The following is a 25,930-nucleotide window of genomic DNA, read 5'->3' on the forward strand; positions in this document are numbered from 1 at the left end:
ATCACCTATAATTTCTTTTGTTCAATATGAGCATTAATATAAAACCAATCGGGATTCTCCTCCATTAACTGTACTGTATCTTTTAAAGTAAAATTAGGATTTTCACAATAAAGGTTTTCTATTATATTTTTTATAAGATTAAAATCTTCCTCAGTATCTACTGTCCATCGGTATCTACTATAATCTATTTCGCTTTTAATACTTCCAATTTTAAACATCTTGGGATTTGTATAGAAATATGCAGTTACATGCTCTCGCTCTTTTTCTAAAATAGCTTCATTATATGCCTTTTCTAATGCTGCAAATGAAAATATTTCTGTATCTTGGCCTCTTGGATAAGTTCTTTCTATCGTATTTGATATATAATCAAAATTTTTATTATCTATAAAATAGCGTATCGTCTTATCGACTACTTGTACATCAATGATTGGACAATCTGATGTAATACGAACAATTGCATCTGCATTAAATGCTTTAGCTGTCTCATAATATCTAGCTAATACATCTTGTTCTGCTCCTCTAAAATACAATACTTGATTTCTTTTACAAAAACCTACTATTAAATCATCTTGTTCTTCAATTGTCGTTGCTATTACTAAATCATTTATGTACCGACTTTGCTGTAAACGCTCTATTTGATATGATAGTAATGGTTTATTATTCACTGTCTTTAAAATTTTCCCCGGTAAGCGTGTAGATCCCATTCTTGCTTGTATTATTGCAACAATTTTCATTTCTTCACCTTTTCTAGCTCTGTCATCACTGTACTTATTACATCCTGTACATCTTTATTCGACATCTTAGGGAATAAAGGTAAAGTAATAATAGCATCATACAATTCTTCTGCCTTCGGCATAGACCCTTTCTTATAACCTAGTTCTTGATAATATGCCAAAGTATGTACTGGGATGTAGTGGACATTAACACCAATATTTCGAGCGAGTAATGCCTCAAATATTTCTTTTCGAGTCACGCTTATATTTTCAAGATTTAATCTAATGATATAAAGGTGCCAACTTGAAATCCCATCTACACATTGATTAGGTATAAATAAACATTCATTATTCTTAAATGCTTCATTGTATATTTGAGCAATTTCACGACGGCGTGTTACGAATTGATCTAACTTCCTCAATTGACTAATACCGAGAGCCGCTTGAATATCTGTCATTCGATAATTAAAACCTAAAAACTGCATATCATAGTACCAAGGACCATCATTTTTAATTATACTTTTCGTATCTCTCGTAATACCATGTGAACGAAATTGTAAAAGCTTTTTATAATAGGATTCATTGTTTGTTGTAATGACGCCACCCTCTCCTGTTGTAACATGCTTTACAGGATGAAAGCTAAACATTGTCATATCACTCAATGCACCTATTTTTTCCTCTTTATATTCAGCCCCTAGAGCATGTGCTGCATCTTCAATAACAATTAAGTTATGCTTCTTTGCGATAGCATGAATTTCATCTAAATGTACAGGCTGCCCTGTAAAATGAACAGGAATGATTGCCTTTGTCTTTGACGTAATATTTCTTTCAATTTCTAAAGGATCTATGTTATATGTATCTTCCTTAATATCTGCAAATACAACTGTCCCACCCACATAACGTACACAATTTGCACTCGCTGCAAAAGTTATTGGTGTTGTAATAACTTCGTCACCTTCACCAATACCTGCAGCAAAACACGCCCCGTGAAGTGCAGCTGTTCCATTGGAAAATGCTACTGCATATTTTGCACCTACATATTCAGCTACAGCTTCTTCAAATTCTGCAATTGTTGGACCAGTCGTTAAGTAACTGCTCTTTAAAACATCCACTACAGCCTGTATATCCTCGTCATCTAGCCATTGTTGTCCATATGGTAAATATGTATCTCTCATTTTATTTAACTCCTTTAAAGAAAAAATGCAGTCAAAGACTACATTTCTTCTACTAAATCTCCCAATTGTTCAATAGTTAACCATTCAGTATTATTATCACTTGTATAAGCAAAACCACTAGGTAAAGTCTTCCCACCATTTAATTGCCCTTGAGGCCACCAAGCGAGCTCTGGCTGAATAACATAGTAATCATCGAACTCTAATGTATGGCGTGCATCGTCTTCCATAATCATCGCTTCATGTAATTTTTCACCCGGGCGAATACCGATAATTTCTATTTTACATTCTGGAGCGATTGCTTTTGCTAAATCTGTTACTTTCATACTCGGAATTTTTGGTACAAAAATCTCGCCACCATACATTCTTTCTAAATTATCCAGAACAAATTGTACTCCTTGCTCAAGCGTAATCCAAAATCGTGTCATACGCTCATCAGTAATAGGTAAAGTGCCTGAGTCTTTTATTTTTTTAAAGAATGGCACAACACTACCGCGGCTTCCTACAACGTTACCATAGCGTACAACTGCAAAACGTGTTTTCTTTTCTCCTACATAGGCATTTGCTGCAACAAATAATTTATCAGATGCTAGTTTTGTAGCACCATATAAATTCACGGGTGAACAAGCTTTATCGGTTGATAAAGCAATAACCTTTTCTACTCCTCGATCAATGGCAGCTTCAATAATATTTTGAGCGCCATGAATATTTGTCTTTACCGCCTCAAAAGGGTTATACTCACAAGCATCAACATGCTTCATAGCAGCTGCATGAATAACAATATCCACTCCATCAAATGCACGGTATAAACGATCTTTATCGCGTACATCACCAATGAAGAAACGGACACGTGAATCTGTAAACTCCTTAGCCATTTCATATTGCTTAAGTTCATCACGGCTAAAGACAATCACTTTTTTCACACCTAATGTTAAAGCTTTTCGGATAAACTTTTTCCCGAAAGAACCTGTACCACCTGTAACTAAAACTGTTTTATTTGCTATTTCATTTTTCATCATATTTTTCACCTATTCTATTAAATAATTCCACTACTTATTATAAATTAGTTAGCTGGTATTTCATATGGCTTAACTCTTTCAAAAAAAGGTTTAATTTCATACTCGAAAATATCTGCTACGAGTAAAAAATCTTGTATTTCTAACCCACTATTAATCTCCTCTAAAAATTCATGAATTTTTTTTATATATAATGAATTTTCATAGCCTAAAATAGCCAACTTCTCATTGACCTGCGCCATCCAATCCACACCTTCACTGAAATCAAGAATATTTTTAATTGCTACTTGTATATTACCATCCCTAAGACTTTTCACTATTTTTTCAGTTTCAGTAAAAACAACATCTATATATTGATTATAGCTTTCCATTGTACTAAGTATTAATTCATCCATTTATTTTTTCCAACTCCCCATTTAAATTTTCTATTAACTGCTTCTCCATGTAAAAACTTGTTCTATTAACTGCTTCTAGCATATTGTTATAGAGATAATGACTTTGTTTATAGATTCGATTATATGCATCCTCTGCTGATTCATTTTTTTGTTCTTTAAAATATTTTAAAACTTCATAGTTAACTTGTTTTATGGATGTATCTATACATGTTTTTTGAACTAGTTTTCTAATCTCTTTATCGTTTTTTTCTATTTTGGTGATTATTGACTTCTCAAAATATGTTTTTAAAGTATTTTTTTTAAGTAACTCCATATTTTTTTTCAATAAAATCCCTAATCGGGAGTATATTTTAATTTCTGCTTTTACCTTTATTAATAGCTTTTCTAGTTTTTCCTTTTCCATCGAAATTTTTGGAGTCAATTGTATTAGTACATTTTCCTTTGCATATTTTTTACAAAAAACTTCAAAAGATATATTTTCGAAATTTTTAATCAATACACCACCTTCTGTACTATTAAAAATTTCTCTCTTACCAACAATTGATAGCGCTAATTGTTCAAATGAATTTTTCATAGTATCGAATGAATAACTAGTTAATACTGAATCTCCATTATATCCTTCAGTATAAAAAAGGTTATTTGAAGATTTAAACGTTTCATCCAATAATTTAGCATGTTTATTATTTTCAGCATGGGTCTTATTATCAGTATAGGCTAGATCCTGGCCAACTAGTGCAATTGGTCCTGAACTAATGAATGTTGCAATTGAAAATGCATAGTTTGCTACTGAACCGCCTCCCGGTACTACAACTGGATCTTCATCGACAATCTTAGCTAAGTGATTTATACTTACCGCGGCGTTCATTGGTAAAAAGTAGTATCCTTGTCGAGTAAAACTATTTCGAATTTCGGGATGGCTTTGAACACTGTACATAAATTGCGAATTTTGTAATTCTAAATTTTTGAAATGTTCAAAATTTGCATTTCCGCCATCTATTGATACAACATAATCTGGTTCTATACCGTTATGAATTAATGAATTAATTGTTGAACCTGATGCAATCAGAACAAATTTTTCTCTATACTTCTTTAATAAAGGAATTTGTTTAGTAAGTGACGGCCCCCCTGAAGCTACAACTACAGGTGTATTATAATAACTTTTCAAATTCACTATAGATTGATCTAAAGAGGCACATTTTAAATTTGAAATATAGTTTTCTTGCCATTTATCAGTAAACATCTTCATAGTACTCTCATCGACACTTGAATGTTGTAACTTTCTATTTACAACTTCTAAAAAATCTTTATACTTTTCCATTGATATCTTATCGTAGTTCGGTGCCGTTAATATATTTAAAGTATCAATCATTCGAATGTGTTGATTTAAAAATCGGGATAAATCATCTTTACTTTCAAAAGTACAAACAAAAACATTTTCAGCTTTAATATTTATAGATAGAATTGGTTCAACAACTAAAATTTTCTCTTTATTTTTCCTTACTTTTATTAATTCGTTTAAAATATATTCTTTACCAACTCCATACAATATTTGTACTGTATCCGGTTTATATTTTGAAGTCACAAACTGTTCTGCTTCTCTTTTCGGATTATATTTGCTATGTAAATAATAATCATCAATTTTTAATATAGGGTCGCCATTCTTTGCATTCAAAGACTCAATTCTCATATATTTCTTCACCTCTATACTATATATCGACAATTAGAAAAAAAAATAAAGAAAAACCCACCCTCAAATTTGAGAATGGGTTTAATATTACATATGAGAATTATTGTAATAATTGAAGAACACCTTGTGGTTGTTGGTTTGCTTGAGCTAACATAGATTGTGCAGCTTGAGTTAGGATATTGTTTTTAGTAAACGCCATCATCTCAGCAGCCATATCTGTATCACGGATACGTGATTCAGCAGCTGTTAAGTTTTCAGAAGCTGCTCCTAAGTTATTGATAGTATGCTCTAGACGGTTTTGAACAGCACCTAAAGAAGAACGTTGTGTAGATACAGTTTTAATAGCTTCGTCAATTACAGCGATTGCTGCACTTGCACCACCACCAGATGAAAGGTCAATTTTAGAAAGGCCACTATTTGCAGCTAATGCATCAGTACGCATATCTTTGATATCTAAAGTCATTGTTTGACCTTCATTCGCACCAATTTGGAATGTTAAAGTACCATTTGTTGGAGGTGTAACAGATGAAGCTACTGCTGGCGTTGAAATACCACCATCTGAATTTAATACTGATGCTTTAGCGTTAGTCACTGTTGATGCTTTAGGTGCACCATCAAGGTTACCATTTAATAATGTTTTTTCATTGAACTCAGTAGTTGTCGCAATACGATTGATTTCTTCTTTTAATTGAGAAATTTCATCTTGGACGAAAGCACGGTCAGTATTTTCATTTGTATCGTTACGAGATTGAACTGCTAATTCACGCATACGTTGTAGGATAGCGTGTGTTTCGTTAAGAGCACCCTCAGCAGTTTGGATTAAAGAGATTGAGTCTTGAGAGTTTTTAGTAGCCATGTCAAGACCTTTGATTTGAGCGCGCATTTTTTCAGAGATTGCTAAACCAGCAGCATCGTCACCAGCGCGGTTGATTTTGTAACCTGAAGATAATTTCTCAAGGTTTTTAGAAGATTGAGCGTTATTGAAAGCTAGGTTACGGTGTGTGTTTAAAGCTGAAATGTTGTGTTGAATTCTCATTTGGAATTCCTCCTTGAATGTTTGTTTTGTTATTCCACATCCGTGTGGAATTTCGGATTAGGTAGTATGTATGTACTTCCTGCCCCTTACAATCTATATATCGTATTTAGTTGGAAATGTTTAATAGTTTTTTCGAAATTTTTTTTATTTCTTTATGTAAAAGATTCTAAGTTTAGATTTTTGATACAACATATAGTTTTATTTTATTTTTTCTTTAGTTGTTCAAAGAAATTCGATGATGCCGATAGAGCTTCTTTATTCTGTGCTTGGATGGCTTCAAAAACTTCCGAACGGTGTACTTTGACTGTTTTAGGTGCGACTATACCTAACTTAATTTGCTCACCTTCTACTGCTAATATTTTTATTTCGATATGGTCGCCAATCATAATAGATTCATCTTTCTTACGTGATAAGACTAGCATTACTTCGCACTTCCTTCCAATGTTTGCATTGGGTAGCGTAATGGAAAGGCTTTATTATCTTGAAGAACAATTTGTTTACCACGTTTTTTATCCATGTTAATAACTAATGGTGCAAGTAAATTAATAGTAGAGTCCTGTAGTGTTTCCTTCATTGTAACAACAGAGTACGTTAGAACATCTTCTTCATTTTCAATTTGAAGTTGTTCTAAATCCTCTGCGCTTAAATCAAAGCTATAGTCTTTTTTGAAGGCAAATGGATAAGCAACCACAAAGCCTATTTCAACTTGTTCAACTGATTGTAATAATACTAATGGATGTTCTTCAGAAATAGGTAATAGCACGAATCTTTTATGATCCTCTAATCCGAGTAACCCTTGTTCAAACGTAAGTATGTCTTTTTCCATAATTTCGACTTCACCTAAAAATTTTGTTGCAATTTTCATCTGTTCCTTACACTCCTTTAAATGATGACATTGGTGTCAACATCCGGTCTTTGTATCATTGTACCAGTTACTTTTCCTGGTGTGTATTGATGGGTTGGTTTGTTCACTTTTGCGTCAATTATTGGCTCTTTACGCTGAATATTGACATCTGTTGTGCCTGGCGTATAGTCAATTTTCACAGAACCTATAGATGGGACAAATTTAATATTAAATGGCGTCCGGTGTGGTCCATGATTTTGTTTCGCGATATTTGGGATAGTTTCACGGCCCTGACCTTTACCAGCGTTGTCCATCATTTGACGTCCCTCACTCGCTCTACGTGCCATCCCCTTAAGTGCCTCTTGTTTTCCCTTTTCTGCGTAATTCGCACTAGATTCCAATGGACCAATCATCCCTATATCCCGTCTTGCCTGAGAAGAGTCTATTTTCAAAACACCTTTAGTCGTACGAATTTCCAAAATAGCGGCAGGCTGTTCAATATGTTGAGTAGCATTAGGTTGTTTAATATATTGTTGTGGCTTTGATATATTAAGGTCTATTTTAGCGTCTGTTGTATGAATTTGGATTTGCGGGAGCCTCATATATGCCTTTCCTTTCAATAAAAGCGCCTGAACATATTGTTCAAACGCTCTGTTATTTATTATAAAGTTTGCCCCTGTCGCTTCGCTTTCGAGGCAGAACCTTTCGCTTCGCGTTTGCCCCTGTCGCTTCGCTTTCGGGGCAGAACCTTAGTAGATTTTATCGGATAAAATCTACTAAGGTTTGTTGAATGATTTTTGCTCCTACGGAAAGAGCGGCTTGGTGAATGGATTCCTGTGTAACCATATCTGTAATCGTCTTCGCATAGTCTGTGTCTTCATTGGCAGATAGTTGTTTGGTTACATTAACTTCTTGAAGACTTAGTCGATTTCCCATCATCTCTACACGATTTTGACGAGCGCCGACATCTGCTCTTACAGTCAATGTATTTTCGTAAATACCATCTAAACCAGGAATTTTATTAGCACCACTTGTTACTTCTAAACCAAGCGCCTCCCCTATCTCCGCACTTGTTGCACCACTTTGTAAAAGTGTTGTTACTTGCGTCATAAACCCATCAATTTTCCCAAACAAATCAGTACCCGGAGTATTAATATCCATTGAGATACCATCAAAAACGTTAATATCAATTGTGTTTTTTGCTCCATCTTGAGTAATTGCTGGGTTTTGTGGTCCTGTTTCATCAGTATAAAGCGGCTGATTTGTATGCGTCCCTGAAAAGATATAGTTTTCGCCCACTTTTGTATTGGCGATATCACGCAATTGTTCCTTAATTTGTTGCATTTCTGCATTGATCTTTTGACGATCATCAGTAGTATTTGTATCGTTAGCAGCTTGTACAATAAGCTCCTTTACACGTTTTAATGCTCCGCCTACTTGATCAAGCGCTTCGTCTGTTGTATCTAACCATGTATTTGCTTCACGAAGATTTCGTTGATATTGTTGGTTTTTATCAAGATCTATACGATAGCCCATTCCCTTTACCGCAACAACTGGATCATCGGATGGTCTTGTAATTACTTTACCTGAGTTCAACATATCCTGGTATTTAGACATTTTACTATAGCTTGTATTTAAATTGCGTAGCATATTACTCGACATCATTGATTGTGTAACGCGCATAAATTTATCTCCTCTCAGTTAAGTCGCTATTATAGCCCAACTCTTCCCATACCGTTGATGATTTTATCTAATGTTTCATCTACTACTGTAATCATACGTGCATTGGCATTGTATGCTTGCTGGAATGTAATCATATTAGTCATCTCTTCATCTAAGGAAACGGAGTTCATTGAATCACGACGCTTAGAAATTTCCAAATGCATTGTTTCGGAGTTGAATGCACTACGCATAGCTTCCTGTCCCTTAACCGCTAAGTCCCCTACTAATGATTTATAATAGTTTTGGAATGTACCTTTCTTTAAGTTATCTTGAGCCTGTGATTGCAGCGCTGCTAACTTACGCATGTTTCCGTTATTACCTTCCTCACCCGCCGTATCGGATACAGCTACTTGCTTCGGATCGGTAATCACTACCTTAAAATCACGTGCAGTCGTCCCAGAGAAAAAGTTCTGACCTGTACTATCATCTAAACCAAAACCTTTACTATGAACTTCATTAAATTTTGTTATAAATTCATTTGCTAGATTATCTAAATTAGCAAGCATTTCTGGATAAGTACCTTGTCCACCGCTATGTCCATACGCATCAATTAATGCACGTAATGAACCTTTACCAGGGTCCATTTGACTGTAATCAATTGCAATTCCATTCGCTGGATCTCCTGGTGGCTCGCCAACAGCAGAAATTTTAATTTCCTTAAAGTTAGCATAGCTCCCTGTCGCTTGATCATCTACATCACCATCAATGCGCTGATTGTTCGTGTCCATCGTTGCAAGTGCAGCATATTCTCTACCATCCACTAATGTAATAGGAGTACCGTCCCCTGATACATATGTAATCGTCATTGAACCTTCAGCTACATCTTTTGCTAAACCACCTGATTTTTGCAATGAAACAGTTACAGGGATATATTCATTTAACTGATCTACTAATACATCACGTGCATCATATAAATCATTTGGCACATAACCACTCGGCTCAACTTCTTGAATTTGTTTATTAAGGGCTGCAATTTGTTTAAGAATTGAATTCACTTTATCCGTTGATACATTAATTTCATTCCCGATATTACCTTGGATCTGTTTTAGCTGTCTATCCATATAATTAAAGGACTCAGCAATTGAAATTCCTTTAGAAATTAATACCTGACGTGCAGCTGTATCTTTTGGATTGTCAATAACATCCTCCATAGACTTCCAAAAATCTGTAAATGATTGGTTAATACCAAACTCTGAAGGCTCTGACATAATATCTTCCATCTGCGAAATCGATTTTGCTGTTGAATCCCAATAGCCTAGCTTATTCGTTTCTTGACGATATTGTCGATCTGTAAATTGATCGCGGATGCGTTGAATCGAGCTTACTTCTACCCCTGTTCCAAGATGTCCTGGATAGACAGGTTGATTTAAGCCTGGACTTGGAAAACCAGGAGTTGCTTGCATATTTGCTCGTTGGCGAGTGTAACCTAATGTATTTGCATTGGAAATATTATGTCCTGTTGTGTATAAAGCTGTTTGTTGTGTAAATAAACCACGTTTACTAGCTTCTAAGCCCATAAATGTTGAGCGCATTCTTTTTCCTCCCTTAGTAACCGTTTTTCAGCAATTGATTTCTTAAAAACTATGCTTGAGAATCGAAATATGATTTTTTTGCCACTGTATTTGTGCCACGAACCTCATTGCCAGAATAGTTGATTTGCTCAGGACGAGGTTGTAAAGCGTCCAATGTAAAGTTGACAAATTGCAGTGATTGGAACACTAGTTTTTGATTTAAATCGTTTTGTTTTTTTAAATCGTTGATGATTTGCAATAATCGATTGCGAACAGCTGAGAGCATGTCTTTTTCTGTCTGCTGTCCAGCAACCTCGATGACATCAGCGACAGTTGCTTTGTCAATTGAAGCAAATCCTTTTGCCCCAAGGTAATCCGTTACCTGTTTTTGACGCTGTTGCTCGAGCTTATCGATGGCTGCTACATGTGCCTGCTCATCCTTGAGCATTTGGTCCAGTGCTTCGATATCGCCAGCTGTAATGATTTCAGTTTTCTTTACGGCTAGTTCAAGTAAGCTTTTATGCATTCTTTCTAGTTTTGTTAGTGTAGAACAGATCGTTTCTACAGACATATTGCGAAGCACCCTTTCTGAAATTCCTTAGAAACGATAATATTTCAGCATATCTTCTGCCACTTTGCGAGCGTCTACTTTGTATTCACCAGAAGCGATATCTTCTTTTAATTGTTTTACGCGGTCTGCGCGCTCTGTGTTATATGTTGAAATCCCTTGCATCTCCTGTGCAGTCTTTGAAATTTCGATTTTATCTGCGAAGGATGCCTTGTTAGTGCTTGATTTTGCATTGCGCACCTGATTGTTATAGGCGTTCACTGCATTAATACCATATGATGTAATTTTCATGTAATCCCCCCTGTCTAAAAGCTTATCTTCCTATTATTTCGGATTGTCTCACATAATGTTAAGTTTTCAAATAGAAAAAAGTGTGCTAATTTTGTTTAAAATTAACACACTTTAGACCTATCAATGATTCCTCGGTATAATTGCGATATAGGATGTTAGCCTAAAATCATCGCATCCATGCGATAACAGCTAACTGACCTGGATCACGCACAAAGCCGATTCCAGGCGTTTTCACAGGATGTGAAGCTCTTAGCCTGTGTTCCTCTATTTCAGCGGGTGTTTGGATTCTCGCTGAAAGAATTAACGTTTTCGATCTGCGTGATAGGTTACACGATCACGATCCGCCACATTGTCACGGAACTCCTTCGCTGCTTCAAATGTACGTAAATCCGCCTTTAATTCATCCTGACATTTTGTACAAAGCTTGCCTGTTGTCGTTAAGTGACCACAGTTATCACATGGGTAACCAAGATTAGGGAACATTGCAGGCTGTAAACGTCCCTTGCGTACCCATTTATACAATAGCTCCTCTTCAGCTCCTGTTGCTTCAACAATACGTTCTACTGTCGCCGCACGGTTTTCACGTTTACGTAAAAAGCGATAAACGATTTGATATAATTCTTCTTCTGATTGAGCGCATTTATGACATACTTCTCTGACCCCTATATAATTAAAAAACTCATTACATTTCGGACAATTGCGAACCTCTGCCATCTATTTCTTCCTCCTCTTAAATCAATTGCGCCTTGGCGTAATTCCGTCCGGATTTTGAATTGTGCCGGGCACAATTCATTCCTTTCAAAATCCGCGGAGGCTTTAGGCCAACGTGATGTTGGTCACTCAGTCGTTGCCACAGGACGTGGCGTTCTTAGACTGAGTTCCTCATTCAGTAAGTGTCTGAATGAAGATAATAACAGCTAAACGAACCTTATATACTCGTAATCTATTATACACAATGCATTAGCATTTTCATCCATTAATTAGTGTGAAGCTTTTGACATTTTTAGCGCCTGCATTTAATAAAACCTCAGTAGCATGCCTTAAAGTCGTCCCCGTCGTTTTTATATCGTCAAAAAGAAAGTATTCTTTATGCTCTACATGAGCTTCATCCATCAGACGGAAAAGGGATGCGGTTTGGTTTCGCTGCTCTCTATTTTTGGAGCTTTGCGTTTCTGTCGTCGTCTTTTCTAAAAGTTGTATAAAAGGAATATTCGCAGCCTTCAATAACTCCTCCATATGTGAAAAGGTACGTTCCCTTTGCTTAACGGGGTGCATAGGAATCGGTATAATGGCTGCTTTTTCATGCTTCAATCGCGCATGTAGCTCCTGCCGAAATACTTTAGCAAGTGCAACATCCTGAAGAAATTTGTATTGATGTAAAAAGTCTTTCATCGCATCGTTATATTGGTAAAGTGCTGTTGCTGTTGAGGAATATTTGAACTGAGCAGTGCACCTATCACAGATAGTCGGCTGAAATTGTTTTGTTAAAAGTAGTTTCCATGAGATTGCTGATCGCAAAGGCTGTGAGCATAATAAGCACAGTGTTTCTATTTTGTTCACGATGGAAATCCCTTCCTATTATAATAAAGAATTTTTGTACGCCCATCATCCATTTCAGCCGTAATGCCATGATGGAAAAATACGACGTCTCCCTCGGCAAAATCGGCATTTCGACCAACTCGCCCTGCAATTTGTATGAGTGCACTTGAAGTAAAAATGGTTGATTCTGCTCCAATCACTGCAACTTGTACATTCTTGATCGTAATCCCTCTTTCTAAAATGGTCGTAGTCAGCAAACCTAGAACTTCTTCATTACGTAGTTTAAGCACTTTTTCTTTACGTTCAGGATCTTCCGCATGTACAGCCATGATGCTGTCATCTAATAATTGAAAAAGAGGTGTAGCTATTTTCATTAACTCTACTTTTGGGAAAAACAATAGAAATGGCTCTTTGCGTGCAAGGCGCTCCTCTATCCATTGTTTCAGCTTTCGTGGGATTTTTCCTCGTTTCAAGCTTTTTTCATAGTTCCATAGGGAATGAAATCGAGGGACTGGTAACGGACGATCATGATAGCGCTTCGGGATAAATGAATAGCTTTCATGTTGATATTGAATAAGTAATTTAGGCGACGGGGTTGCCGTGACTAACAATAGTGGTGCATTTTCCATTTTTGCCTTTTGCACTGCGCTTTGCAACGTTTCATCAAATGTATATGGGAAGGCATCGGCCTCATCAACAATCATGACGTCAAACGCTCGTTCAAACCGATAAAGCTGGTGTGTTGTCGTCAACACGAGTTGGGCGTAGCCCTCCTGCTTTGGCGATTTACCATATAATGCATGGATCCTCGTATGCGGGAAAACTTTTTGAAAGCGTGGATATAACTCTAGCACTACATCTGTACGAGGCGTAGCAATACATACTCGCATGCCCTGCTCTAACGCATAATGAACAGTCGGGAAAAGTAGCTCTGTTTTTCCAGCCCCACATACTGCATGCAAGAGATGGGAACGCCTTGCCTTCACACTTTCTAGCATTTCATTTGCCGCCTGCTGTTGAAGCACTGTCAATTGCCCCGCCCATTCGAGTGAATGCTTTTTTGTCCTAATTGTGCGAGGGCCTGTCCAAATCATCAATTGCGTACAACTACTCACTCTACCCATATTCAGACAATGTCTACAATATATACATAGCTGCAGACACTTTGAACAATCAAACGTTGTAAATTGCTGAAGATCTTCATTATGGCAACGATTGCATTTTACATGTGGCTCTTTTTGAATTCCTTCTATTATATGGAAGTATTTATACTTGATTGATTTCTCGATATCTTCCTTGGAAAATGGGGCATGCTCCTTCAACCAAATACGTCCTTCATGGAAATCTCGTAATGCAGGTGGCAACAACCAACCTTTGTATGTCATTGCTTTGCTCCTTTCATGTGATTATTTATCGGCGATAAGAAATTCCTAAATAAAAAACAGCCTCTACACATTTACTGTAGAGACTGTCTCACTTACTATTATTTTTTTGTCCAACCTAGACCCATTGAGCCTTCACCTAAGTGTGTGCCAATGACGGGACCGAAATAGCTCATTTTAAAGTTAACGTTCGGGTAGGTTGCTGCTAGTTGTGCTAGCCATTCTTCTGCTTCAGCAAGGCAATTGCCGTGGATTACAACAGCGTCCATTGCTTCATACTTTTTAGCATCTTCAGCTAGTAGCTCTTCCGCACGCTTTAATGCTTTTTTACGTGTACGAATTTTTTCAAAAGGTACAATGACCTTGTCCGCAAAATGCAGGATCGGTTTTACTTGTAATAAGCCGCCGATTAATGCCGCTGCTGCAGACAGACGTCCCCCACGTTGTAAGTGCGCTAAGTCATCTACAATGAAGTAAGCACGAACTGATTGCTTCATGTCCTCCAATGAAGCGTGAATCTCTTTTGCAGACAAGCCCTGAGCCGCCAATTCAGCAGCTCGTAGAACGTAAAAACCCTGTACCGCACAGGATATTTCGCTATCAAAAGCGGACACATCGATGCCCTCCACCATATCGCCTGCTTGAATGGCACCTTGATATGTACCACTGATACCACTTGATAAATGAATAGATATTACCTCATCATACTCTTTTGCCAGCTCTTCAAAGAGAGCGACAAACTCTCCAATTGGAGGCTGGGTTGTTTTTGGGAATTCTTTTGCCCCACGTACTTTATCATAAAATTCAGATGCCGTGATATCTACTTCTTCTTCAAAAAGTTGACCTGAGATATTTACACTTAACGGAATCATATGAATGTTTAAGCGTGCTCGTTCCTCAGCCGAAATATATGCAGTACTATCTGTTACGATTGCTGTCCTCATCCATGTCCACTCTCCTATTCTAAATAGTTTACAATCAATTGCGCCTCAGCGCAATTGTTGTCTGGATTTTGTATTGTGCATGCACAATTTATTCCTTTCAAAATCCGTGACATCCGCCGGAGGCTTTATCTCCATTCAGCTAGCTGAATGAAGATAAAAAGAAATGAATGTGAAATGAATTACGACATAACGTAATCTTGTCTGCACGTCGAATAGGAGGAAGTTGCTTCACTCTTTCATCATTCTAGACAACTGCATTCATTTCACATTCATTTTCTATGTATAGATCTCCTCATATGATTTTCACCCTATTAATCCTTCTTTGAATGAAAAAAGGCTCATCACCATTAAGAGGGGTTGATTTCCTTTCTAATGAAGCAAGTCCAATAAGCAGCTAGGCATGATGCTTTTTGCCATTTCACTACTGCGCTCGCTCTAGGGGCTTGTCTTTGACGCTAATGCCCAGGAAATCGCCCAACCTCAACTTTTAGTGATGAGCCTGAATGAAGAGATCCTCATTTTTATTTGCCAGTACTTGATTTCGTGTCGTCCATATAAAAGACGCTAGTGACCTTCCAGTCCCCATCTTCTTTGACCAATACTGTAACTTGTTGTCCTGCACTTTCATGCTTCACATTTGTTTTAGTTTGTACTAAATGCAATGTTATATTGGAATGGACCTGTGCTTCATCTTCGTTATATTTTATGATTGTCGTATCTTTAGCATCTCGTTTAACGTCTGACTCTTTAAATACTTCTGTCGTGAATTCTTTTTCTTCATCATAGTCGAAACCTTTCGGATCCTTCGAGAGCGTTTGCATATAACGATCAATATCTTTTGAATTAAAAGCTTCAATATATTCATTAAAGGCTAGTAAGATTGCTTTTCCTTCATCAGCAGGGACATTTTCTGCCTTCGTTATTTGCCCACCATTCATTTCAAATCCTATGGTTCCATCATCAATGATTTTTTGTTGTTCTTCTGCATTCATTTCATCTTTTTTATTACCACAGGCAGTTAACATTAATAAAGTAAGAACTGCTAGAAAACTTTTCTTTAACATCAAAAAACCTCCCGCGCATATTGTAGCATATAAATCCCGTTGTAGGAATTTTGTTGTGTTTTTTCTACATTTAGGTGCTACATCTTCCTTATGACGCCTACGCTTATAAAATGTTGCACGATCTCTATGTATAAATTGTTACATTTTTCGACAATTCGTACCTATAAAAAAAACTGCTTTAAAAACTACTAAAAAATATAGTAGCCTTTAAAAACAGCTATCAATTACGCCTCGGCATAATTGCGTCCGGAATCGGTTTTGTGCTAGTGCAAAGAACTCTTTTCCGATTCCGTGACATCCGCCGGAGGCTCTAACTTCTTTCAGTTCTCCTGAAAGAAATAAAATACAATATATGCTATTAGCGTACTTCAACCCAACCATTTTTGATGGCTGTAACAACAGCTTGTGTACGGTCGTTTACATTCATTTTTTGTAAAATGCTTGAAACGTGGTTTTTAACTGTTTTTTCAGAAATGAATAGCGTCTCACCAATTGTACGGTTCGATTGCCCATCTGTTAATAATTGTAATACTTCACATTCACGCTTTGTTAACAAATGGAATGGGCGACGAATTTCTGTTTGATGGAAGTTACCTTTATTTTCATGCTCAGAAAGACGACGGAATTCCGCTACTAAATTTTTAGTTACTTTCGGATGTAAATAAGATCCACCATTGGCAACTACTTTAATAGCTTCAACAATTTCGTCCGCATCCATTTCTTTCAGCATATAGCCTAGTGAGCCAGATTTTAGTGCGTGTGTTACGTATGTTTCATCATCATGGATGGAAAGCATAATAACCTTTGCATCTGGGTACTCATTAATTAAATCTGCTGTTGCCTCTACGCCGTTTTTCCCCGGCATATTAATATCCATCAGTACAACATCAGGTTGATTTTCAGCATATAAAGATACTACATCCGTACCATCATCACCTTCTGCTACCACATCAAACGTATCTTCAAAATCTAAAATACGCTTTACTCCTTCGCGGAATAGCTGGTGATCGTCTACAATAATAATCTTCGTCATTTGTCTTTACCCCCTAAATTTCCTCAAACAATCGTTTTACTCTACTTCTAACGGAATTTTAAATAAAACCGTCGTACCTCGATTTATCTCACTTGTAATTGAGATTGTCCCATCCAAAATTTCAATACGTTCTTTCATACCTAAAATCCCAAAGGAATGGTCTTTAACTTTCTGTGAATCGAAACCTATGCCATCGTCCTTTACAACGATATTTACGGCATCTTTCAACCACTCTAGCCTCACCCAAATGTCCTTACATTTTCCGTGTTTCATGGCATTCGTTACACATTCCTGCACTAAGCGGAAAATAGATACTTCATAGTTTGATGGTATACGCTTTTCGGTGCTTCTTGATTGGAAATGAACCTCAACACCCGGATTATATTCAGTCACTGTTGATAAGTACTTTTTTAATGTCGGAACAATTCCCAAATCATCAAGTGCCATTGGTCTTAAATCATAGATGATACGTCGCACCTCTGATAATGCATTACGCACCGTTTTTTTTAAATCAGCAATTTCTGCCAAAGCATTTTCAATGCCCTTTTCACGATACGTTCTGTCTATTAAATCAGTGCGCATTAATACATTTGCGAGCATCTGAGCAGGTCCATCATGGATTTCCCTAGATAGACGTTTACGTTCCTCTTCCTGCGCCGCAATGATACGTATACCAAAATCTTGTTTCATTTTTGCTTGTTCAAGTGCTAAACCAACATTTTTTAAATCTGAAGTTAAGTAATTCAAAACGACATTTACTTGATTGACAATCTGATCTGCACGTTCAATCGTATCGAGTAATGCTTTTAATCTTCTCTCCAAATCATCTCTTTTATCACGTAGTTGCTTTTCTTGTGTTCTAATAACGGAGAGTTTCACTTGAAAATCCTGTGCAGTTTCATATGCTTCTCTAACTTGTTCTTCGGTATAATTATCAAAAGCTTTACTCACTAACACAAGTCTTTGCTTGGCAAGCTGTGTGCTTTTTTCTAAAGCATCGCCTTCATCAATAACAATTGAAACTTGTTTTCGAACAATTTCTAGCTCATTTTGCATATCTTCGAAACTTCTACGGCTTTGTTCACTTATAATAAAGATATCGTCCTTTGAGCTCATGATTGTTTCTAACATTCGATTAAATATGTCATCAAGCGACTTTAAATCGAAGGTATCATTTGAAAACATAGTATACTCCCCAGTCTAATGTCTTATGATTACTTACCATTTCAATAGACCAATTACATAGTCTATACCCATTATATCATCCCGCTGTTAAAATTTAATGCTTTTTCTTTATGAAAATTATAGAATAGAAGTCAAATAGAACTCTACCTAAAAGGAGATTGGTTCGGATGAGAGAAAACTATTTAACAGTAAAAGGATACGGCGAAAGCGAAATTGTTATTTCTAAATCTCGCTTTCTTACTTATATAGAACGCGCAGAAACGGAAGAGGATGCAATGTCTTTTATTGAACGTATAAAAAAAATGCATCATAATGCGACACACAATTGTTCCGCCTATATGATTGGTGAGCATGATCATATTCAAAAAGCAAATGATGATGGGGAACCTAGTGGCACAGCTGGCGTCCCTATGTTAGAAGTCCTAAAAAAACAAGGATTAAAAGATACGGTCGTTGTCGTCACACGCTACTTTGGTGGCATTAAACTTGGCGGTGGCGGTCTCATTCGTGCTTACGGAAAAGCGACAACAGAAGGTTTACTCGCTGCCCAGGTTGTCGAACGCAAGCTTCATCACATTATGAAAATTACCGTTGATTACACATGGCTTGGCAAAGTGGAAAATGAAATTCGAGGTTCTTCGTATACTTTAGAGGAAATTCGCTATTTGGAAGGCGTCGACATTTTTGTATCCGTGTTAAAAGAGGAGGAAGAACAGTTCCGAAACTGGGTAACAGAAATGACAAACGGACAAGCAAACATTACGTTTGAGAATGTTCAATTTATTGAATTTATTGTAGATAAATAGTTTTAATTGCCGAAACTATTTATGCATAGTATAATTTTAACGTTAAGCTATTTTATCAACTGCCTATTTATTACTTGTATTTGCATAAATTTTAGTTTAATCGTATTATAATCCCCATAACTTAGAGGAGAATATAAATGAAAAATAAAAAGTACAAAAAGAGGTCTTCTAAAGCTTCCTTAATTATAAAAGTTTCCTTACTTCTCGTTGCTAGTTTGGCCATTTGTGTTACTGCTTATGGTGTTTACCTTACTAAACAAGTGAAACACGCAGCTGACTCAGCACACGAAAAATTAGAAGGCCGCGAAGTTTCAGCACTTCGCGAAAGTAAAGTAGAGCCGATAAAGGATAATGTATCTATCTTATTTGTCGGTGTGGACGATAGTGATAATCGTGGGCAAGGTTCTGATCACTCACGTTCCGATGCACTAGTATTAGCGACATTAAATAACAAAACGCATACAATTAAAATGCTAAGCATTCCTCGTGATTCATATGTTTATATTCCTAAAGTAGAATATAAAGATAAAATTACCCATGCACATGCTATGGGTGGTACACTGACAACAATCAAGACAGTTGAAGAATTATTAGATATTCCAATTGACTATTATGTACGTATGAACTTCAATGCTTTCATTGACGTAGTTGATGCATTAGGTGGCATCGAAGCTGAAGTACCTTATGCTTTACACGAGTTAGACGAATTCGATAAATTTACAATCAACCTGGAGCCAGGTATGCAGCATTTAAACGGTAGTGAAGCACTTGCACTCGCAAGAACGCGTAAACAAGATAGCGATATTGAGCGTGGTAAACGTCAACAAGAAATTCTATCAGCTATCATCAATAAAGTTTCTTCTGTTGGTTCTATCTCAAAATACGATGATGTCATTAATGCACTTGGTAATAACATGAAGACGGATATGACATTTGATGAAATGAAATCCTTCTTATCTTATTTAACAAAAGGTGTACCACGCATTGACACTTTAAATTTAGAAGGCACTGATGATATGTCTACTGGTGTATATTATTACCAATTAGATCCAGCATCAGTTAATGAAGTAAAAGAAACTTTGCAAAACCACCTTGGCTTAGATGAAAATTCATCAAGCCTCACAAATAACGACACTGACAGTGATTCAAGTGAAGAAACTTCGGTAAATTAATTAGCTTAATAAAACTTATAGCCTTTCCACTTAAATTTGTGGAAAGGTTTTTTTATGGAATCCTATTGAGTATTGCTTTCGCCATATATCCAATCGACATTCTCTTCATCCCCTTTGCTGGTCCTATCCGTCACTTCGTTTCTCAGGCACATGCGTAGCTTCTCAACGCGCTCTGGTGACTGCACCTCTTAATGGCTCCTTCGCACAGCATTCGGATGAAGGTGCTTGTAATTGTGTTCTTTCTAGAATCAAAAAGGCTGCAGGGGTTAGGCTAATTAATTATCCATGTATTATTACTATTTTACGGATGTTCACTTCCCTTTCGCGGGTATCTCTTCCTTGCCCGGGATATCCGCTTCTCTTCCGCGGGTATTCACCTCTCTTCCGCGGGTATTCACCTTCCTTCCGCGGGTATCTCTTCCTTACCCGGGGTCCGCTTCTCTTTCGCGGGGATTCACTTTCCTTCCGCGGGTATTTGCATTCCTTTCGCGGGTATTCACCTCTCTTCCGCGGGTATTTACCTTCCTTCCGCGGGTATCTCTTCCTCGCGCGGGTATTCACCTCTCTTCCGCGGGTATTCGCCTCTCTCCCGCGGGTATTCACTTCCCTTTCGCGGGTATTCATCTTCCTTTCGCGGGTATTCACTTCCCTTTCGCGGGTATCTCTTCCTTGCCCGGGGTCCGCTTCTCTTTCGCGGGGATTCACTTTCCTTCCGCGGGTATTCGCCTTCCTTTCGCGGGTATTCACCTAAAATCGTGCAAAAAGAGTCGACAAAAAAAGCAATCACACAAAATGTATGATTGCTTTCAATTTATTATTTATTAAATATCCGCACAAAATTCAATAATGGTTTATAGTTTTTACCCGCGAGTCCAATGACTTCAACCAAAATTTCAATTGCGGTTAAAATAACTGCTACGAGTAAAATCGCACCCCATACTTTTGCCATAGAGAAAATAACTGCGGCCAAACCAAACATTATTGCAATCCCGTAAATAATGAGCACTGTTTGTCGATGTGTAAAGCCCATATCTAGTAAACGGTGATGTAAATGTGATTTATCAGGATCAGACCATTTTTTCTTCATGCGTACACGACGAACAATCGCAAAGAATGTATCAGAAATCGGCACACCTAGGATGATAACTGGGATAATTAATGAAACGACTGTAACATTTTTAAATCCAAGCAATGCGAGCACCGATATCATGAAGCCAAGGAATAAGGCTCCTGTATCTCCCATGAAGATTTTCGCTGGGTGGAAATTGTAAAATAAAAATCCGAAAGTTGCTGCTGCTAAAATGGCTGCGATTGCTAACACGAACATATTGTGCATAATAATTGCCATGACAGCTAAAGTAATAAGGGCAATCGTTGAAACGCCTGCCGCTAGACCATCTAAGCCATCAATTAAATTAATAGCATTGGTAATACCAACAATCCAAATAATTGTTAAAGGAATACTTAGCAATCCAAAGTTTAATTCACCTACAAATGGCAGGGTAATCATATCAATTTGAATGCCACCTACAAAGATAACGATAAGTGCCGCAATAAGCTGGCCAACTAATTTAGCCTTTGCGGAAATTTCACGCATATCATCTACTACACCGGTTGCTACGATAATGCAAGCACCAATAATAATTGCAAGTAAAAAGTTACTACCATTTTCATTGATTATCAAAATCGGCTGAAATATAGCTACAGCTATTAAAAAAGAAAGGAAGATCGCCAATCCCCCGAGTCTTGGCATAATTCGTGCATGTACTTTTCGGTAGTTTGGTGCGTCGACAGCACCTATTTTGAACGCTAATCGTTTAACTAGTGGAGTTAACAATATTGAAGCAACAAATGCTGCTATTATAGACACGTAGAGCATGTCTCTCCTCCTCAAAAAATAATCTACATTAAATCCAAATTGATTATAGCACGAACCGGCGCCGAAATATACTTTTTCTATTTATTTTCCACCATTTCACAAATATTTTCCATCTTTTTCAGATTGGAAGAATGCTGTATGCCAAATGTAGTCACCATACGTAAAATTTGATAGAATAATGTAGTGTCTAGCAGTTAGACAACATTAAAGGAGCGTATATTTCATGTTCTCAATTTTCAAAAGTAATAAAGAGCAAACGAGTGCTCGTCAATTAAAACGCTACTATAAAATAGTAGAACAAATTAATAGTCTCGAAGAAAAATATGTTAATAAGTCAGATGCAGAATTAAGAGAAATGACTTTTATTTTCAAAGATCGCTTACAACAAGATGAGCCTATTGCATCCATCATCCCAGATGCATTTGCGGTCGTACGCGAAGCCTCAAAACGTGTATTAGGAATGCGTCATTTTGATGTACAGCTTATTGGTGGTCTTGTTTTAACTGAAGGCAATATCGCTGAAATGCCTACAGGTGAAGGTAAAACGCTAGTTGCTTCCCTTCCCTCTTATGTACGTGCATTAGAAGGCAAAGGTGTTCATGTTATTACCGTCAATGATTACTTAGCGAAACGTGACTTTGAGCTAGTTGGACAGATTCACCGTTTCCTTGGCTTAACAGTTGGTTTAAATTTACCAATGATGGAAGCAGACGAGAAAAAGGAAGCCTATAATGCAGATATTACATATGGTGTTGGGACTGAATTCGGTTTCGATTACTTGCGTGATAATATGGCATATAGCTTAGCTGATAAAGTACAGCGTCCTTATCACTTCGCCATTATTGATGAAGTAGATAGTGTCCTGATCGATGAGGCAAAAACACCTCTGATTATCGCTGGTAAAATGCCATCTAACGATGAATTACATCGCATCGCATCTATGTTAGCAAAACGCTTCAAAGTAGATGAAGATTATGATTTTGATGATGAAACAAAAGCTACTTCCCTAACAGATAAAGGTATTGAAAAAGTTGAGGCCGCATTCAATATAGATAATCTGTATGACTTAGAGCACCAATCTCTTTTCCATTATGTTATCCAAGCCGTTCGTGCTCATGTCATGTTTGAACGTGATGTTGATTACATCGTCAAGGATGACAAAATCGAGCTTGTTGATATGTTCACAGGTCGTATTTTAGAAGGTCGTTCACTATCGAATGGCTTACATCAAGCGATTGAAGCAAAAGAAAATGTAACGATTACCGATGAAAATAAAGCACAGGCACAAATTACAATTCAGAACTATTTCCGTATGTATCCGAAGCTTTCAGGGATGACAGGTACTGCGAAAACACAGGAAAAAGAAATTCGAGAAGTGTACGGCATGGAAGTTATTCAAATTCCAACCAATCGTCCACGTCAACGTGTCGATCAGCCTGATATTATTTTCAGCAAGCAAGAAGATAAATATAAGTATGTAGCCGCTGAAGCTAAACGCCGTCACGAAAAGGGACAACCTGTCTTAATAGGAACAACGTCCATACTGCAATCTGAAACAGTTGCCGATAGCTTGAAAAAAGAAGGTTTAAAATTCCAATTGCTAAACGCTAAAACAGTTGAGCAAGAAGTTGAACTAATTTCTCAAGCAGGACAAAAAGGGCGTGTTACAGTAGCTACCAATATGGCTGGTCGTGGTACAGATATCGTGTTAGGCGAAGAAGTTCATGCTCTTGGAGGTCTATATGTTATCGGTACCGAAAAGCATGAAAGCCGCCGTGTAGATAATCAGCTACGTGGTCGTTCAGGTCGTCAAGGCGACGTAGGTGAAAGTCGCTTCATTCTCTCTATTGAAGATGATATGTTCCGTCGCTACGCAAAAGAAGAAGTTGAAAAATTCTCTGCAAAAATGGTTGTCAACGAACAAGGCATTATTCAAAATAAAGATGCTCAAGAACTCATTAACCGTACACAACGAATTGTTGAAGGTTCCCAATACGGTATGCGTGAATACAACTTAAAGTTAGATGATGTTATCAATGACCAACGTACAGTTATTTATGGCCTACGCAACAAAATTTTAGCTGAAAATGACTTGATGGGCGAGCTAAAAAAAATGCTTCGTGAAACGGTTGAATTTGCTGTTCTTGACGCTGCACCAGAAGAAGTAAATTCTGTTGAATGGAATTATGATCAAATGGAGAGTTCACTCAACTCACTTTTCATTACACCTGTCACAATTGACCGAGAAGTGGGTAGAGTAAAACAAATTTTAGCTGACATTCAACCTTCTGAACAAGAACTGCTCAATCATATTGAGAAATTCGCTGAAAATGAACAAGTACTAGAAGTTCTGCCACAAATCATGCTTAGTTTCATCGATAGTGGCTGGGTGAAACACTTGGAAGTAATGGCTCATTTAAAAGAAGGTATTGGCTTACGTCATTACCAGCAAGAAGATCCAATGCGAATTTACCAACGCGAGGGGCTTGAGTTATTCGGTAAGAATTTCCAAGAACTACGTCGTTCTATTATTATAGAAATTACCGGCTTCATGAAAACAATTGACGCACAACAGGAGGTACAATAATGGGCTTATTCTCATTCTTTAAAAAATCAGACAAAATCGTTCAAGAAAACACAATTGACTCAAAAGACTTACTAGGAAAAGCTTCTACGAATACAGGCGATAATCGCGATGTTGAAACAAAGCTTTCATTCCATCCAGATTGGGATGTACCACAGGAGCAAAAATACATTTTCAACTTCCTAGCAAACGAACTAGAACCATTAAAACCAAATCAATTATCTCTTTCTTCTATTAGTATTGAAGAAAACAAACGCAAATGGCATGTTCGCGCATTTTTCCGCTCATCTTTACCACAAGCAATCGAGCTAGGAGAAATCGAGCTTTTCATCATGGATAAAAATGACGAGCTAGTAGCATCTAAAAAATTCGATTTCAAAGCCCTTGGTACAATTCCAGCAGAAAGCGCTCGCCCATGGGTATTTGAATTCGATAAATCTGCAATTAAAGTAGACGAAATCCCTGAAGATGGCTGGAAAATCGCCTTCAACCTTGTGTCCCTTCGCGGCCACCAATTAGAACTTGACCCATCATGGGAAAAACAATTACCAGCAGCTCAAAAAGAAGAGCTAGCTAAAATCGTCGAGACTTTACCAAAACTAGGTGAAACTGAAGTAAACTTCACCGGCTTACAAGCAAAACTAGCTGACAACGGCAACCTAAATGTATCGATTTTCATCCGTAACGGACACAATAAAGCTATTAATCTAGAACAATTACCACTAGAAATTATAGATGCAACAGGCAAACAAATTGCTAACGGTTCATTCAACATGGACCCAGTATTAACTGTACAACCAAACTCAACGAAACCTTGGACATTCGTCTTCCCTGCAGAACTTGTTGACGCAAAAGACGCCGACCTATCTCGTTGGACAGCACGCGTAACACAATAATCTATCGAAATCCCTTCTTTTTTTAAAAAAGAAGGGATTTTTTTGATCTGCCTTGTGCGGGTGTTTCTGCTTCGTGTGGGTGTTCGCTCGTTTCACGGGTATTTACCTTTCTTCCGCGGGTATCTCTTCTTCGCGCGGGATTCACTTCTCTTCCGCGGGGATTCGCCTTCCTTCCGCGGGTATTCCCCTTCCTTCCGCGGGTATTTCTTCTTCACACGGGGATTCACTTCTCTTTCGCGGGTATCTCTTCTTCGCTCGGGGATCCGCTTCCCTTCCGCGGGTATTCACTTCTCTTCCGCGGGTATTTGCCTCTCTTCCGCGGGTATTCCCCTTCCTTCCGCGGGTATTCGCCTCTCTTCCGCGGGGATCCGCTTTCCTTCCGCGGGTATTCGCCTCCCTTCCGCGGGTATTTCTTCTTCACACGGGGATTCACTTCTCTTTCGCGGGTATCTCTTCTTCGCTCGGGGATCCGCTTCCCTTCCGCGGGTATT

26 protein-coding genes are annotated in these 25,930 nt (G+C 37.6%); 5 read left to right on the top strand and 21 right to left on the bottom strand.

Annotation, left to right across the window (positions count from 1 at the left end; all coding sequences use genetic code 11):
• Window positions 1–5: 5 nt before the first annotated feature.
• From ACFTQ7_RS18085 to ACFTQ7_RS18180, 20 genes are all read right to left on the bottom strand, one after another.
• Window positions 6–734 (bottom strand): cytidylyltransferase domain-containing protein, encoded by a 729-nt coding sequence (locus ACFTQ7_RS18085; RefSeq protein WP_386830244.1) that lies wholly within the window; start codon window positions 732–734, stop codon window positions 6–8.
• On the bottom strand, window positions 731–1,888 hold the full coding sequence (gene pseC / locus ACFTQ7_RS18090; protein ID WP_386830245.1) for a UDP-4-amino-4,6-dideoxy-N-acetyl-beta-L-altrosamine transaminase: 1,158 nt from the start codon (window positions 1,886–1,888) through the stop codon (window positions 731–733). Before pseC ends, ACFTQ7_RS18085 begins: the two co-directional genes overlap by 4 nt.
• A 38-nt stretch (window positions 1,889–1,926) precedes the next feature.
• On the bottom strand, window positions 1,927–2,904 hold the full coding sequence (gene pseB, locus ACFTQ7_RS18095) for a UDP-N-acetylglucosamine 4,6-dehydratase (inverting) (protein ID WP_386830246.1): 978 nt from the start codon (window positions 2,902–2,904) through the stop codon (window positions 1,927–1,929).
• A gap of 44 nt (window positions 2,905–2,948) precedes the next feature.
• Complete coding sequence (locus ACFTQ7_RS18100; protein WP_386830247.1) at window positions 2,949–3,296, bottom strand: DUF8042 domain-containing protein; 348 nt, start codon at window positions 3,294–3,296, stop codon at window positions 2,949–2,951.
• Entirely contained in the window at window positions 3,289–4,983 is a 1,695-nt protein-coding gene (locus tag ACFTQ7_RS18105; protein ID WP_386830248.1) for a motility associated factor glycosyltransferase family protein, read from the bottom strand. The genes ACFTQ7_RS18100 and ACFTQ7_RS18105 overlap by 8 nt, the downstream gene beginning before the upstream one ends.
• Window positions 4,984–5,083: 100 nt before the next feature.
• Window positions 5,084–6,019, bottom strand: coding sequence for a flagellin Hag (hag, locus tag ACFTQ7_RS18110; RefSeq protein ID WP_386830249.1), 936 nt, complete (start codon window positions 6,017–6,019; stop codon window positions 5,084–5,086).
• 203 nt (window positions 6,020–6,222) lie between these two features.
• Window positions 6,223–6,441 carry a carbon storage regulator CsrA gene (gene csrA / locus ACFTQ7_RS18115; RefSeq protein WP_386830250.1) on the bottom strand — a complete coding sequence of 73 codons (219 nt, stop codon included), beginning with the start codon at window positions 6,439–6,441 and terminating at the stop codon, window positions 6,223–6,225.
• Window positions 6,441–6,884, bottom strand: a complete 444-nt coding sequence (fliW, locus tag ACFTQ7_RS18120) for a flagellar assembly protein FliW (RefSeq protein WP_386830251.1) — start codon at window positions 6,882–6,884, stop codon at window positions 6,441–6,443. The genes csrA and fliW overlap by 1 nt, the downstream gene beginning before the upstream one ends.
• A 17-nt stretch (window positions 6,885–6,901) precedes the next feature.
• Window positions 6,902–7,465 (bottom strand): DUF6470 family protein, encoded by a 564-nt coding sequence (locus ACFTQ7_RS18125; RefSeq protein ID WP_386830252.1) that lies wholly within the window; start codon window positions 7,463–7,465, stop codon window positions 6,902–6,904.
• 157 nt (window positions 7,466–7,622) lie between these two features.
• Window positions 7,623–8,546 (bottom strand): flagellar hook-associated protein FlgL, encoded by a 924-nt coding sequence (gene flgL / locus ACFTQ7_RS18130; protein WP_386830253.1) that lies wholly within the window; start codon window positions 8,544–8,546, stop codon window positions 7,623–7,625.
• Between the two features lie 29 nt (window positions 8,547–8,575).
• A complete protein-coding gene (gene flgK, locus ACFTQ7_RS18135) occupies window positions 8,576–10,117 on the bottom strand; it encodes a flagellar hook-associated protein FlgK (protein WP_386830254.1) in 1,542 nt (513 codons plus the stop codon).
• A gap of 49 nt (window positions 10,118–10,166) precedes the next feature.
• On the bottom strand, window positions 10,167–10,667 hold the full coding sequence (locus tag ACFTQ7_RS18140; protein WP_386830255.1) for a flagellar protein FlgN: 501 nt from the start codon (window positions 10,665–10,667) through the stop codon (window positions 10,167–10,169).
• A gap of 27 nt (window positions 10,668–10,694) precedes the next feature.
• A complete protein-coding gene (gene flgM / locus ACFTQ7_RS18145; RefSeq protein ID WP_386830256.1) occupies window positions 10,695–10,955 on the bottom strand; it encodes a flagellar biosynthesis anti-sigma factor FlgM in 261 nt (86 codons plus the stop codon).
• Window positions 10,956–11,255: 300 nt separating this feature from the next.
• The gene (locus ACFTQ7_RS18150; protein WP_386830257.1) at window positions 11,256–11,669 is read right to left on the bottom strand and encodes a TIGR03826 family flagellar region protein; all 414 of its coding nucleotides are present in this window, start codon (window positions 11,667–11,669) and stop codon (window positions 11,256–11,258) included.
• Window positions 11,670–11,924: 255 nt separating this feature from the next.
• Complete coding sequence (locus ACFTQ7_RS18155; RefSeq protein WP_386830258.1) at window positions 11,925–12,515, bottom strand: ComF family protein; 591 nt, start codon at window positions 12,513–12,515, stop codon at window positions 11,925–11,927.
• Window positions 12,512–13,879 carry an ATP-dependent helicase ComFA gene (locus ACFTQ7_RS18160; RefSeq protein WP_386830259.1) on the bottom strand — a complete coding sequence of 456 codons (1,368 nt, stop codon included), beginning with the start codon at window positions 13,877–13,879 and terminating at the stop codon, window positions 12,512–12,514. Before ACFTQ7_RS18160 ends, ACFTQ7_RS18155 begins: the two co-directional genes overlap by 4 nt.
• A gap of 98 nt (window positions 13,880–13,977) precedes the next feature.
• The gene (locus ACFTQ7_RS18165; RefSeq protein ID WP_079559473.1) at window positions 13,978–14,820 is read right to left on the bottom strand and encodes a DegV family protein; all 843 of its coding nucleotides are present in this window, start codon (window positions 14,818–14,820) and stop codon (window positions 13,978–13,980) included.
• 521 nt (window positions 14,821–15,341) lie between these two features.
• Window positions 15,342–15,884 (bottom strand): nuclear transport factor 2 family protein, encoded by a 543-nt coding sequence (locus tag ACFTQ7_RS18170; RefSeq protein ID WP_386830260.1) that lies wholly within the window; start codon window positions 15,882–15,884, stop codon window positions 15,342–15,344.
• Between the two features lie 358 nt (window positions 15,885–16,242).
• Window positions 16,243–16,917: a response regulator gene (locus ACFTQ7_RS18175; RefSeq protein WP_079559471.1), complete on the bottom strand. Its 675-nt coding sequence runs from the start codon at window positions 16,915–16,917 to the stop codon at window positions 16,243–16,245.
• Between the two features lie 36 nt (window positions 16,918–16,953).
• Window positions 16,954–18,102, bottom strand: a complete 1,149-nt coding sequence (locus ACFTQ7_RS18180) for a sensor histidine kinase (protein ID WP_386830261.1) — start codon at window positions 18,100–18,102, stop codon at window positions 16,954–16,956.
• A gap of 167 nt (window positions 18,103–18,269) precedes the next feature.
• On the opposite strand from ACFTQ7_RS18180, the gene ACFTQ7_RS18185 reads away from it, so the two are divergent.
• Together ACFTQ7_RS18185 and ACFTQ7_RS18190 are read left to right on the top strand one after the other, a co-directional pair.
• Complete coding sequence (locus tag ACFTQ7_RS18185) at window positions 18,270–18,908, top strand: YigZ family protein (RefSeq protein WP_386830262.1); 639 nt, start codon at window positions 18,270–18,272, stop codon at window positions 18,906–18,908.
• A 137-nt stretch (window positions 18,909–19,045) separates the two neighbouring features.
• Window positions 19,046–20,080, top strand: a complete 1,035-nt coding sequence (locus ACFTQ7_RS18190) for an LCP family protein (protein WP_386830263.1) — start codon at window positions 19,046–19,048, stop codon at window positions 20,078–20,080.
• An 814-nt stretch (window positions 20,081–20,894) separates the two neighbouring features.
• Here ACFTQ7_RS18190 and ACFTQ7_RS18195 read toward each other — a convergent pair.
• The gene (locus ACFTQ7_RS18195; protein WP_386830264.1) at window positions 20,895–21,959 is read right to left on the bottom strand and encodes a glycosyltransferase family 4 protein; all 1,065 of its coding nucleotides are present in this window, start codon (window positions 21,957–21,959) and stop codon (window positions 20,895–20,897) included.
• 223 nt (window positions 21,960–22,182) lie between these two features.
• Between ACFTQ7_RS18195 and secA2 the strand changes: the two genes are divergently transcribed.
• The 3 genes from secA2 to ACFTQ7_RS18210 form a co-directional block, all read left to right on the top strand.
• Window positions 22,183–24,546 carry an accessory Sec system translocase SecA2 gene (secA2, locus tag ACFTQ7_RS18200; protein ID WP_386830265.1) on the top strand — a complete coding sequence of 788 codons (2,364 nt, stop codon included), beginning with the start codon at window positions 22,183–22,185 and terminating at the stop codon, window positions 24,544–24,546.
• Window positions 24,546–25,439 (top strand): accessory Sec system S-layer assembly protein, encoded by an 894-nt coding sequence (locus ACFTQ7_RS18205; protein WP_386830266.1) that lies wholly within the window; start codon window positions 24,546–24,548, stop codon window positions 25,437–25,439. Before secA2 ends, ACFTQ7_RS18205 begins: the two co-directional genes overlap by 1 nt.
• 75 nt (window positions 25,440–25,514) lie before the next feature.
• Window positions 25,515–25,930: hypothetical protein (locus ACFTQ7_RS18210; RefSeq protein WP_386830267.1), on the top strand; the 416-nt coding region annotated here is incomplete at its 3' end.

Source organism: Lysinibacillus sp. NPDC056959 (assembly GCF_042674095.1).
Classification (GTDB): Bacteria; Bacillota; Bacilli; order Bacillales_A; family Planococcaceae; genus Lysinibacillus; species Lysinibacillus zambalensis.